Consider the following 11359-nt stretch of genomic DNA (forward strand, 5'->3'; position numbering starts at 1 on the left):
CTCACTGGTCCTTCGGCTTGCTAAAGCGGTGGAACTTTCGAAATTGCCGGAAGTTTGGATGGCAAACGCGAGGCCATGATGGCGGACAAGACGCTTCGAACATCAAGACGGACACCCGAGCAAGACGCTAAGGGTCAGTCGGAAAAGGACCACAAGGGCGGCGGAAACGATGGCGTCGCCAGCGCCGATCCGCGGGTGATCTCCGGCAAAAAAGACGGCGACGCGACATTCCCTGTCAAGGGACCGAAGAAATAGCTATGAGCTCATTGGCAGGGCATCTGGCGGTGTCATCAATGCCACTGAGAAAATTGACGAACGGCTCAAGTCATTGCGCTAAAAGCGACAGAGTTAAGGCCGGCGTTCCCGACTTGCCTCCCGCCAGTGCGATCGCGGCAATCGTCGATCCGCATCGGCCATGTCGTGTCTCCTACTGCGTCGGATGACACTTTGCTACCGTCACCGACGCGGATCACCTTCAACCCTCCGGAGTTGCATGACGCGCATCGGCCTCAAGGCGCTAATGGCAGCCTGGAAATCACGCGACCTTTGAAAAGAGAGCGACGTCGCATCTGGCTAAACCATAGCGCCATCGGTGATCGGTTGTGGCAACCCGGCTCTGGTAGAACAGTGAAAGCTGACTGCCATCGATCATCACCGTCGAGTGGCCGTTCTCGCCCGGTTGACCTGGCTCCAGCACCGGGCCGATCGAAACGTAAGGCCCGCTGACCTCGTCGGCGATGGCAAAAAACACCCGTTGCCGGTTTCCCCGAAGGCCATTCGGAAGAAAGCAAGTGGCGTTGAGAAGCACCCGGCCGTCCGGCAGCTCGATCAGTTGCGCGCCCTCAATGCCCCATTCGTAGTCGGGATCATCTCTGGTGTTATGGTGGGGAACATCGTTGTGGTCGAGGATTTTGCCGATCCGCTTCCACGGACCGAACCACGAGTCGGACTGGCTACGTGCCAGATAGATGTCGGGCTGAGGCACCCTCGTGAATTTTGGCATAGCCGAATAAACCAGGTAGCGCCCACCGCCAATGACTGCTGGATGCGGATCGTAAATGCCGTCCTCTTCCGTGTCCGGGATGGCCAGAATGGCCGGACTGAGGACTACCCAATGGAACCCGTCGTTGGAAACCGCATGCTCGCAACGGCCACCCGACTTCATGAATTCCGTCTGGATGAACATGTGGAAGACGCCGCACTCGTGGGTCACACCGGGAGCCGCAACACCAGTACCGTTGATTGGAAGTTCGATCGGCTCATGCTCGGCCCACGGCCCATAAAGATCGGGCGCCGTGGCATGCAAGATTCTCCACGTCTCGGTGGTGACCGTGCCGCTTGACCCGAAGACGTGCCAGACACGGCCATCGAAGACAGGACACGGGTCCTTGAGATCATCCACGCTTTGCGGATGAAACAGTGGAAAAACGTTGGTTTCAAAGTTGATGTTCATGTCAGCCCCGGAATTCGCCTCGGCAGTCGGAGACGCGCAGAGATACAGGCGAATCATTGATGTTAGGCACATTCTATAGCCAACGAGTTCAACGCAAATACGGCAATGCCGCTGTCCACCAGCATTCCTCGTTGAACCACGCTTTCAGTGGCGGCCGGGTTCCGACAGCCGCCCTCGCCTCCGCACCCAGATCCCGCTTCGTGCGTGGACCAAGGCGGGCGACCGGGCCTTCTTCATTTCAGTTGGAACAACTCACCTGATCGAAAGTTAGGAGCTGGAACTAAGTAGTTCTCTCCATTCGCGATTAACAAATGTTAATCGTAACATAAATAGTGTCACAGAGGGAGTATGTCAATGGAAGCGGCCTTTGGCGGGGTAACCGGCAGTCAATATGTTCGTCGCGAAAATATACTGGTTTGCTTCTCCCACTTACGATGGAATTTTGTTCACCAGCGTCCGCAGCATCTCCTCACCCTTGCATCCGCTCAGCAGCGAGTGGTCTATTTTGAAGAACCCGTTTTCGAAGAATTGCCGCAGCCGCTGATGCGGACGAGCGTGGCATCGGAAAACATTCTGATTGTCACACCAGTGCTGCCGCTTGGCACGTCGGCCGCGAAAGCAGATGCCGTCCAGCGGAGATTTGTGCAGCAGACCATCGCTTCTATGCCGCATAGCCGGCTGATCGCCTGGTACTACACCCCAATGGCTCTTCGCTTTACGGAATTCCTCGACCCAGACATATGCGTCTATGACTGCATGGACGAACTCTCTGCGTTCAGGAATGCGCCCCCCGAGCTGGGCCAGATGGAAAAGGCGCTTCTTCGCCGCGCGGATCTCGTTTTCACCGGTGGTCTAAGCTTGTTCGAGACCAAGCGTCACCTCCATCCCGCCATCTTTCCATTTCCGAGCAGCATCGATGTGAGGCACTTTCACACCGCAAGACAGCCAGGAAGGGACCCAGCCGACCAGGCGGGCATTCCTTCCCCGAGGGTTGGATATTTCGGCGTCATCGACGAGCGGCTGGACGTCGATCTCGTGGCGCTAGCGGCAAAGACAATGCCGGACGTGCATTTCGTCATGCTCGGTCCGGTCGTCAAGATCGACCCTGCAAGCCTGCCGCAAGCCGAAAACCTGCATTGGCTTGGCCCGAAAGCCTACTGCGATCTGCCCGACTATTTGCGCCATTGGGACGCCGGATGGATGCCGTTTGCCCTCAACGAGGCGACGCGTTTCATCAGCCCGACCAAGACGCCGGAATTTCTCGCGGCGGGTCTGCCAGTGATCTCGACGGCAATCGTCGACGTGGTGCGCAGTTACGGTGCTGCCGGGCTGGTGGAAATCGCCGACTGTGACGATCTGGAAATCAAGCTGCGCTCCGTCCTTTCGCGACCGCGTCAGATGCTCCTGCAGCAAGTCGATGCCTATCTTGCGGACATGTCGTGGGAACGGACATGGAATGCCATGGCAGCTCACATTGAGCGCGCCTACCAACGCAAGAAGGTCGTGCCCCTTCGCAGGAGTGCATAGCCATGTTCGATTGGCTGATCGTCGGCGCGGGTTTCGCCGGCAGTGTGCTTGCCGAACGGATAGCGTCGCAGCGTCAGGAAAGCGTTTTGCTGATCGATCGCCGCAGCCATGTGGGAGGCAACGCCTACGACTGCTACAATGAAGCCGGCATCCTCATCCATCGCTACGGCCCGCACATCTTCCACACCAACAGCCAAACGATCGTGGACCACCTTTCGCAGTTCACGCAATGGCGGCCGTACGAGCACAGGGTGTTGGCGGCCGTGGACGGGCAACTGGTTCCCATCCCGATCAATCTCGACACCATCAACCGGCTTTACGGGCTAGACCTGACCTCGGCACAGCTGGAGGATTTCTTCGCGTCGCGACGCGAAACGGTGGAGGATGTCCGAACGGCTGAGGACGTCGTCGTCAGCACCGTGGGGCGCGAGCTCTATGAAAAATTCTTCCGCGGCTACACAAGAAAGCAATGGGGCGTCGATCCCAGTCAGCTGAGCAAATCCGTGACGGCACGAGTGCCGACCAGGACCAACCGTGACGACCGCTATTTCAGCGACAGCTTCCAGAAAATGCCGGCCGGCGGGTACACGCGGATGTTCGAACGCATGCTCGATCATCCGAACATCAAGATCATGCTGCAGACCGACTTCCGTGAAATTCGTGAGAAGATACCGTTCAGGCGCATGGTTTATACCGGCCCGATCGATGAATATTTCGGCTGGCAGCTCGGGCACCTTCCGTACCGTTCGCTTCGTTTCGAGCACGTTACACTGGATTGCGAGCAATTTCAGCCGGTTGCCGTGGTCAATTATCCCCAGACGGAAGATTACACGCGCATTACCGAGTACAAACATCTGACCGGCCAGCAGAGTTCGCGGACCAGCCTGACCTACGAATACCCCACGGACATCGGGGACCCGTACTATCCCGTGCCCCGGCCCGAAAACGAAGTGCTCTACAAGCGCTATGAAGCGCTCGCGGCAAGCTGCCCAGACGTGTGGTTTGTCGGCCGGCTTGCAACTTACCGCTATTACAACATGGACCAGGTAGTCGGACAGGCTCTGGCCACTTTCGCGCGCATCCAAAAAAGCCTCCCGGCCTGGGCACGCACGGAGGAGCCGTTGTTGGCCGAGCCGAGAAGATAGTTTCTTCCAAGACGGAAGATCGGGCGGGTATCAGAAGGAGAAACTCGATGGATACAAACTTCAACTCGGAAAGCCGCGAGATATTTATCGTCGGCTTGCGCAACGCGCACGCCATGGAAAATCAAGCGCTGTCGATCATGAAGCCTCAGGTCGAGCGTATAGAGAACTATCCGGAGGTGGCCGATCGCTTGCGCCGGCACATTCAGGAAACCGAAGGCCAGATCACGAGACTCGAGTCCGTCCTGGAGGGCCTTGGTGAGGAGCACTCCACCCTCAAGGACACTGCCTTGTCGATGGTTGGCAGCGTGGCCGCCATTGGACATTCGATGGCCGGCGACGAGATCATCAAGAACAGCCTGGCGAATTTCGCATTCGAGAACTACGAGATTGCTGCCTACAATTCGCTGCTGGTACTGGCCGACGCCGGGGGCTTCCAGGATGCTGAAAGGGCCCTCAAGCAGAACCTGAACGAAGAGGAAGCCATGGCCAACTGGCTCAAGGAAAATCTGAGCGACGTTACCATGCGATATGCCAGGCTGCGCGAGGCTGGGGCGACTGCAAAAAGCTGATGCACCGCACCGGCGCGGGCGGCGTTTCGAAACAGACGCCCGCCCGCCCCTCCCTCGTTTGAGGCCCCTTCAAGGCATCGTGTCCGCGACGAGAAGAGCTTGCTGACGGGCCAGTTCATCTGCTGTGGGTTTGCGCAGGTGTCGCCTGCCGTCAGCCTGGATGACGGAAAACAAACCGACCTCGGCATGTCGCGAATTGTCCCAGCCCGGGTAGGCCGTTATCGGGTACAGGCAAATTCCCTCGATCGGCGCTCCGAGACTGATTGCGGAACGCACCTCGTCGCAGACATAGTGGAGCCAAGCCGGCCCGCCGGATCCCTCGGAGCCGGTCTCCGCAATGAACATCGGCTTGCCGTACCGGTGAGCAACTTCTAGCAACATTTCCGACAGGGCGCGGTACTCGTGGTGTCCCATCGGAATCGTCGGCCCGTTTACGTACCATTGATTGTGCGGGTAAAAATTCAAGCCCACGACATCGACAACATCTTCGCTCCCGCCCAACTCAGGTTCGACGCGGCCCAGCAACATGTCGTAAGCTTCGAACTGTCCCTGTCGGGCGTTTTCGGCCCGGCGCCGTTCGCTGCGGGTCCGGTCACGAGGGGCGATATGGATAAGCGGCTCGGCCCAGACAAATCTGCAGGCGGGATCGATCTCCCGCATTGCACGAACACCCGCGATGGCGGCCTTGACGAGGTGCCGCTTGAACCATCCACGTTTGTTCGGCCCCACGCGCGGGAAATAGCCGACCTCGACAGCCCATGCGAAAAACGAGATTTCGTTGATGGGGCACAACAGAGGCGATGTTCCGGTGATCGAACGGTGTACCTTGACGGCTTCTGCCGCGAACGAGGCATAGGCGTCGATGAAATGCAGCGAGCCCTGATCGACATGGTCCGGAGATCCGTAGTGAAAGATGTCCCAGATTACCTGAACACCTGCCGATCGGGCTGCCTCGACCATTGGCGCCCAACTTGACCAGTCATAGGTTCCGGGAGCGGTTTCGATCAAATGCCAACGCAGGCCGTCGCGGATGGTGCGAAGGCCGAGTTCGGCGCAGCCGCGGTAGTCGCCCAGGGCATGCAAATTATGCGAGGTCGCACGAATAAGATCGAGGCGAACGCCGTCCTTGCGCCGGTGCGAGGAGCATTCAAAGCCTGCCATGAAAAAACTGGCGAAGCGCGAAGCTTCCGGAACCGAGGCCTCCGTCTGGCGTCCCACTTCGCTCATTTTTCGAAGTCTCCTTTGGGCAATCGGCTTCGAACTCGGCCGCCTTGTCCGGACCGGGAACCGCGTTGGCGAAATACCGAATTCAGTCGGGCGCGCCCCATGTTCGTTGCTCAGTCCAGCTCGTCCTTGCGTGGCCGGGTAGTGCCGAACCCATTGGTAGAGCCTTTGTTCCGGTGGTGAACTGTCCGGGCGCCGCGTGCAAATGAGGAACAAGGAGGCCCGTCCCAAGTTCGGGGCGATGTACAGCCGCCGTCATCCACTCGAGCGGCTGCTCGGCAACAACAGAGGCATGGGATCACATGACCGTTCAGATTCGACTTTCCGAGATCGACCACGCCAGGCGCGAGGATCGTGGCGACGGCGCTTGGAGCATCGCACCGGACCTGGGTTACTTGCGGCTAGCAATCGTCAATGTCGTGTTCTTCGGCGCACCGGGCAGCGGAGATCGGAACTGGGTGCTGATCGATACCGGGTTGCCGACGTCTCGCAGCAGCATTCTAGCGGTCGCGGAAAAGCGGTTCGGCGTCAACGCACGGCCGGCTGCAATCATCCTGACCCATGGCCATTTCGACCATGTGGGAACGGTTCTAGAACTCGCAAATGGCTGGGACGTGCCTGTCTTCGCCCATCCACTCGAGCACCCCTATTTGGACGGAACCACATCCTATCCGCCACCGGATCCCTGGGTTGGGGGTGGACTGATGGCGCTGCTTTCACCGCTTTTTCCACGCGGGCCAATCGATCTTGGCAGCCGTTTGCAACCCTTGCCCGCCGATGGATCGATCCCCGGAATGCCCGGATGGCAATGGCTGCACACACCCGGACATGCCCCTGGGCATATCTCGCTCTGGCGCGAGCAAGACCGCTCGCTCATCGTAGGAGACGCTTTCATCACCACCGGTCAGGAGTCGGTCTATGAAGTCGCCATTCAGGATCTCGAGATGCACGGTCCGCCGCGCTATTTCACGCCAGACTGGGATGCAGCGGAAAGGTCCGTGAAGCATCTGGCTGCCTTGGGCCCCCAGATGGTCATCAGTGGACACGGTGCGGCTGCTGCGGGAGTGGGCATGCGTCAGGCTCTCGATAATCTGGCTGAGCGATTCAGGGTATTCGCCGTCCCGCCGAAATTGAAATTCGTGCGGGAGCCAGCGTCGCCGATAGCTAGGCCAATCGAGCCGCCATCGTTCTGAATGGCCAGATTGGGCCAAGGCGGGACCATCGGACAGAGTAACTCGGTCCGGCGGAACAAACCCGGCCGGCGACAGTTGGGGCACTCGCTCAGGTGGCGACACCCTGCGAAGTGCCGCGAGGTTCCGCGCCATGGGGAGGCTCAGATGGAAACCCGACGAACGCATGCCTCTAGCCCGCGTTCCCGCAAAGAGAGATTGCAGAGCCGGTGTTCTTGCCATCCAGCCCTAAGTTGACACGCCAACTGCTCTGGATCGTCGGAGGCGCATTCTTGCCCGGTTGCGCGGGGGGAGTGCTCGATCCCCAAGGACCAATTGGTGTCGGTAATCGCACGATCCTTTTGAACTCGCTGGCGGTGATGCTGGTGATCGTTGTTCCCACGCTTGTTGCACTTCTGGCATTCGCCTGGAAGTTCCGCGCCTCGAACAGCAACGCCCGCTATAACCCGGAGTTCACCTATTCGGGACGCGTGGAGTTGATCGTCTGGTCGATCCCGACGCTCACCATCCTGTTCATTGGCGGTCTGATCTACTACGGATCGTATCAGCTCGATCCGCGCAAACCGATCCCTTCTAGCCAGCCGCCGCTCGACATTCAGGTGGTGGCGCTCGACTGGAAATGGCTGTTCCTCTATCCCGAGCAGGGCGTGGGCGCTGTCAATCAACTGGTTATTCCCGCCGGTGTTCCAGTGCGTTTCAAGTTGACCTCGGCCAGCGTGATGAACACGTTCTTCGTGCCCCAGCTTGGCAGCATGGTCTACGTCATGAACGGCATGCAGACCGAATTGCATCTGCAGGCCGACCGCGAGGGCAGCTTTTTCGGCCAGTCGGCGCACTTCAGCGGCGACGGCTTCTCGGATATGAATTTCAGTGTGAGCGCGGTTTCAGCCGATGCCTTCACCCGCTGGGCGTCATCGCTGCGTGGCGGGGGCGGCGTGCTCAACGCCAACGCCTATCGCGAACTCGCCCGGCAAAGCACAAATGTGGCGCCGGCTTCCTTCGGTCATGTCCAGCCTGGGCTGTTCGAAGCGGTCGTTCAGCAGACGCTCCCACCGGGTCCGGGGCCTGCTGAGAGCGCAGCCAGCGGCGAGCCACAGGTGAGCCCAAGGGCATTACCCGCGGCGGCGGCAACGATGACCCATCATCCACAAGGCGCAGAATGACGATGCTGGGCAAGCTCGACTGGTCGGCCGTTCCTTTCGATCAACCCATCCCCCTCGGCGCAGCCCTTGGCGTCTTTCTGGCAGCAGCCGCCGTGCTTGGCTGGATAACGGTGAAGGGGTACTGGCCATATCTGTGGAGCGAGTGGATAAGCTCGGTCGACCACAAGCGCATCGGCGTGATGTACATTGTGCTGGCGATGCTCATGCTTCTTCGTGGTTTTATCGATGCTATCATGATGCGCACACAACAGGTGCTGGCGATTCACGGGCCGGGCTACCTCCCGCCGGAGCATTACGACCAGATCTTTTCCGCGCACGGCACGATCATGATCTTCTTCGCCGCGATGCCGTTCATGATCGGCCTGATGAATTTCGTCGTGCCGCTGCAGCTTGGCGTACGCGATGTCGCTTTTCCGACGCTCAATTGCGTCAGCTTCTGGCTGACGGCTTCCGGAGCCCTGCTGGTCAACATCTCGCTTGTGATCGGCGAGTTCGCGCGCACCGGCTGGCTGCCCTATGCCCCTTTGTCGGAAACCACCTACTCGCCGGGCGTCGGTGTCGATTATTATCTGTGGGCGATCCAGATCTCCGGCGTCGGCACGCTGCTCACCGGTGTCAACCTGGTGACGACTATCCTCAAGATGCGGGCGCCGGGAATGGGCTATCTGCGAATGCCGATGTTCTGCTGGACCTCGCTCGCGTCCAACCTGCTCATTGTCGCAGCCTTCCCGATCCTTACCGCCACGCTCGCAATGCTGACGCTGGACCGGTATCTCGGCTTCCACTTCTTCACCAACGAAGCCGGTGGAAATCAGATGATGTTCGTCAACCTGATCTGGGCGTGGGGCCATCCCGAAGTATACATCCTGGTGCTTCCCGCCTTCGGAATCTTTTCCGAGATTTTCTCGACTTTTTCATCGAAGCCGCTGTTCGGATACCGTTCGATGGTCGCGGCCACGATGTTCATCTGCATCGTCTCGTTCATGGTCTGGCTGCATCACTTCTTCACTATGGGTGCCGGAGCGGACGTTAATGCCGCCTTCGGCATCGCCACGTCGGTCATTGCCGTGGGAACCGGTGTGAAAATCTACAACTGGCTCTTCACCATGTATGGCGGGCGCGTTCGTTTCGACACGCCGATGCTTTGGGCACTGGCTTTCGTGACCACCTTCACCGTCGGCGGCATGACTGGCGTCCTGCTTGCCGTCCCGCCGGCCGACTTCGTGCTACACAATTCCCTTTTCCTCGTCGCGCATTTCCATAACGTCATCATCTCGGGCGTGTTGTTTGGAGCATTCGCCGGCTTCACCTACTGGTTCCCCAAGGCGTTCGGCTTCCGTTTGCACGAAGGCTGGGGAAAAGCGGCATTTTGGGTCACCTTGGCCGGCTACATGCTGGTCTTCGTACCGCTCTATATTGTCGGTCTGCTCGGCATGACGCGGCGCCTGCAACATATCGATATGGACCTTTGGGCACCGTGGCTGGTGGTGGCCGCTTTCGGCGTGGTGGTGATGATCGCCGGCGCGGCGCTGCAGATCACACAGCTTTTCGTTTCGATCCGGCATCGCGACAAGTTTCGCGACGAAACCGGCGACCCGTGGGACGGGCGTTCGCTGGAGTGGTCGACATCTTCTCCTCCTCCTGTCTTCAATTATGCACGGCTGCCTCACGTGGAAGACGAAGAGCCCTACTGGAGCATCAAGCAACGAGGGATCGAACAGAGCTCGGACGAGGAAAAGGCATATGAGCCGATCGAGATGCCTCGCAACAGCCCGACTGGCTTCGTCACCGCCTTCTTCAGCACACTGATCGGCTTCGCGCTGATCTGGCATATATGGTGGCTGGCGATCGTCGGCTTCATCGGCGCCTACGCAACCTTCGTCGTATTCGCCTGGCGCGATCATGGAGACTACCAGATCCCTGTCGACGAGGTCGCCCGCATCGACCATGACCACAAGGCAGCCCAGTTTGCCTGGCTGCGCGGGTGGGAGCGCCCGGCATGAGCGATCATGCATTCTCCAGCGTCGGCACCCAGGCACGGGACCCGTATCGGCTCAATCACACCGGTCGGCACGCGGTGCGCTCTGCGACCGGCCACGGAGAAGGCGGCCCGGCCTCAAAGTTCGTCACAGTGACTTACGGCTTCTGGATCTTTCTCCTGTCCGACATCATCATGTTCTCGGCATTTTTCGCCGCCTACGCCGTGCTCGCCAAGGCAACCGCCGGCGGACCGACAGGCAAGGATCTGTTCGAACCGACACGCGTTGCGGTCCAGACGGGCCTTCTGCTCACTTCGAGCTTCACCGGCGGCGTGGCAACACTCGCCACCCTTCGCAGATCAATGGCTGCCACGCAGTTCTGGCTTCTCGTCACGGGGTTGCTCGGGGCAGCGTTCCTGTTCCTGGAACTGCAGGAGTTCGCGGCAATGATCGGCGAGCAGGCAGGCCCCTCGCGCAGCGCATTTCTTTCTGCCTTCTTTGCGCTCGTTGGCTGCCACGGTGCCCACGTCGGTCTCGGCCTGCTCTGGCTGGGAACGATGATGGCGCAGCTGTGGGTCAAGGGCTTTCGGCCCGACATCTTGCGGCGGCTCCACTGCTTCGGGCTCTTCTGGCACGCCCTCGACATCATTTGGGTTGCCATCTTCACCCTGGTCTATCTGCTGGGAGCATCGCCATGACCGAGATCGAGAGCAAGACCGGCGAGTTGCAGGACCCCCGCGATTCAGCGCCGGGCGAGGAACACATAAGCGAGCACGAAACGGCTGGGGGCCTCTCGGGCTATGTGCTCGGCTTCGGCCTGGCCATCCTGCTCACAATGGCGACATTCCTGGCGGCGCGAACCGATCTGATTTACCAGCCCGCGGTCATCTCGGCCCTGGTGGTGCTCGCTGTTGCGCAGATGGGCGTGCATCTTGTCTTCTTTCTGCACCTGACCACCGGGCCGGACAACACCAACAACATCCTGGCCCTGGCCTTCGGCGTGCTGATCGTCGCGCTGGTGGTTCTGGGCTCTATCTGGATCATGGCCCATCTGAATGAAAACATGGCTGCCATGACACCCCATCAAGCCGGAACCATGCCTTGAACGC

11 protein-coding genes are annotated in these 11359 nt (G+C 59.6%); 9 read left to right on the top strand and 2 right to left on the bottom strand.

The window, feature by feature from the left end; genetic code table 11:
- The first annotated feature begins 78 nt into the window (after nt 1–78).
- The gene (locus NKJ88_RS15570) at nt 79–255 is read left to right on the top strand and encodes a hypothetical protein (protein ID WP_155922451.1); all 177 of its coding nucleotides are present in this window, start codon (nt 79–81) and stop codon (nt 253–255) included.
- Nucleotides 256–535: 280 nt separating this feature from the next.
- Here NKJ88_RS15570 and NKJ88_RS15575 read toward each other — a convergent pair whose 3' ends face one another.
- On the bottom strand, nt 536–1453 hold the full coding sequence (locus NKJ88_RS15575; protein ID WP_023700021.1) for a glycoside hydrolase family protein: 918 nt from the start codon (nt 1451–1453) through the stop codon (nt 536–538).
- Nucleotides 1454–1807: 354 nt separating this feature from the next.
- Between NKJ88_RS15575 and NKJ88_RS15580 the strand changes: the two genes are divergently transcribed.
- The 3 genes from NKJ88_RS15580 to NKJ88_RS15590 are packed head-to-tail and all read left to right on the top strand — an operon-like array spanning nt 1808 to nt 4694.
- The gene (locus NKJ88_RS15580; RefSeq protein WP_023729506.1) at nt 1808–2980 is read left to right on the top strand and encodes a glycosyltransferase family protein; all 1173 of its coding nucleotides are present in this window, start codon (nt 1808–1810) and stop codon (nt 2978–2980) included.
- A gap of 2 nt (nt 2981–2982) precedes the next feature.
- On the top strand, nt 2983–4125 hold the full coding sequence (gene glf / locus NKJ88_RS15585) for a UDP-galactopyranose mutase (protein WP_023681140.1): 1143 nt from the start codon (nt 2983–2985) through the stop codon (nt 4123–4125).
- Nucleotides 4126–4172: 47 nt separating this feature from the next.
- Nucleotides 4173–4694, top strand: coding sequence for a ferritin-like domain-containing protein (locus NKJ88_RS15590; protein ID WP_023687824.1), 522 nt, complete (start codon nt 4173–4175; stop codon nt 4692–4694).
- A 69-nt stretch (nt 4695–4763) separates the two neighbouring features.
- Here the strand turns inward: NKJ88_RS15590 and NKJ88_RS15595 are convergent, their stop codons facing one another.
- A complete protein-coding gene (locus NKJ88_RS15595; protein WP_023824793.1) occupies nt 4764–5921 on the bottom strand; it encodes a hypothetical protein in 1158 nt (385 codons plus the stop codon).
- Nucleotides 5922–6220: 299 nt separating this feature from the next.
- Here NKJ88_RS15595 and NKJ88_RS15600 point away from each other — a divergent pair, with 299 nt between their 5' ends.
- From NKJ88_RS15600 to cyoD, 5 genes are all read left to right on the top strand, one after another.
- On the top strand, nt 6221–7111 hold the full coding sequence (locus tag NKJ88_RS15600) for an MBL fold metallo-hydrolase (protein WP_023668030.1): 891 nt from the start codon (nt 6221–6223) through the stop codon (nt 7109–7111).
- Nucleotides 7112–7341: 230 nt separating this feature from the next.
- Nucleotides 7342–8271, top strand: coding sequence for a ubiquinol oxidase subunit II (gene cyoA, locus NKJ88_RS15605; protein ID WP_245260110.1), 930 nt, complete (start codon nt 7342–7344; stop codon nt 8269–8271).
- A 2-nt stretch (nt 8272–8273) separates the two neighbouring features.
- Nucleotides 8274–10274: a cytochrome o ubiquinol oxidase subunit I gene (gene cyoB, locus NKJ88_RS15610; RefSeq protein WP_023817824.1), complete on the top strand. Its 2001-nt coding sequence runs from the start codon at nt 8274–8276 to the stop codon at nt 10272–10274.
- Nucleotides 10271–10948: a cytochrome (ubi)quinol oxidase subunit III gene (locus NKJ88_RS15615; protein ID WP_023748060.1), complete on the top strand. Its 678-nt coding sequence runs from the start codon at nt 10271–10273 to the stop codon at nt 10946–10948. Before cyoB ends, NKJ88_RS15615 begins: the two co-directional genes overlap by 4 nt.
- Nucleotides 10945–11355 carry a cytochrome o ubiquinol oxidase subunit IV gene (cyoD, locus tag NKJ88_RS15620; RefSeq protein WP_352444608.1) on the top strand — a complete coding sequence of 137 codons (411 nt, stop codon included), beginning with the start codon at nt 10945–10947 and terminating at the stop codon, nt 11353–11355. Before NKJ88_RS15615 ends, cyoD begins: the two co-directional genes overlap by 4 nt.
- Nucleotides 11356–11359 lie beyond the last annotated feature (4 nt).

The sequence above is a fragment of the Mesorhizobium sp. M0016 genome (assembly GCF_040324035.1).
Taxonomy (GTDB): Bacteria; Pseudomonadota; Alphaproteobacteria; order Rhizobiales; family Rhizobiaceae; genus Mesorhizobium.

Bases quoted from the DNA above. Each gene is read 5' to 3' on its own strand.
- cyoD (WP_352444608.1), top strand. From the start codon at position 10,945: ATGACCGAGATCGAGAGCAAGACCGGCGAGTTGCAGGACCCCCGCGAT.
- NKJ88_RS15595 (WP_023824793.1), bottom strand. From the start codon at position 5,921: ATGAGCGAAGTGGGACGCCAGACGGAGGCCTCGGTTCCGGAAGCTTCG.
- NKJ88_RS15570 (WP_155922451.1), top strand. From the start codon at position 79: ATGGCGGACAAGACGCTTCGAACATCAAGACGGACACCCGAGCAAGAC.
- NKJ88_RS15575 (WP_023700021.1), bottom strand. From the start codon at position 1,453: ATGAACATCAACTTTGAAACCAACGTTTTTCCACTGTTTCATCCGCAA.
- cyoB (WP_023817824.1), top strand. From the start codon at position 8,274: ATGCTGGGCAAGCTCGACTGGTCGGCCGTTCCTTTCGATCAACCCATC.
- glf (WP_023681140.1), top strand. From the start codon at position 2,983: ATGTTCGATTGGCTGATCGTCGGCGCGGGTTTCGCCGGCAGTGTGCTT.
- NKJ88_RS15580 (WP_023729506.1), top strand. From the start codon at position 1,808: ATGGAAGCGGCCTTTGGCGGGGTAACCGGCAGTCAATATGTTCGTCGC.
- NKJ88_RS15615 (WP_023748060.1), top strand. From the start codon at position 10,271: ATGAGCGATCATGCATTCTCCAGCGTCGGCACCCAGGCACGGGACCCG.
- NKJ88_RS15590 (WP_023687824.1), top strand. From the start codon at position 4,173: ATGGATACAAACTTCAACTCGGAAAGCCGCGAGATATTTATCGTCGGC.
- NKJ88_RS15600 (WP_023668030.1), top strand. From the start codon at position 6,221: ATGACCGTTCAGATTCGACTTTCCGAGATCGACCACGCCAGGCGCGAG.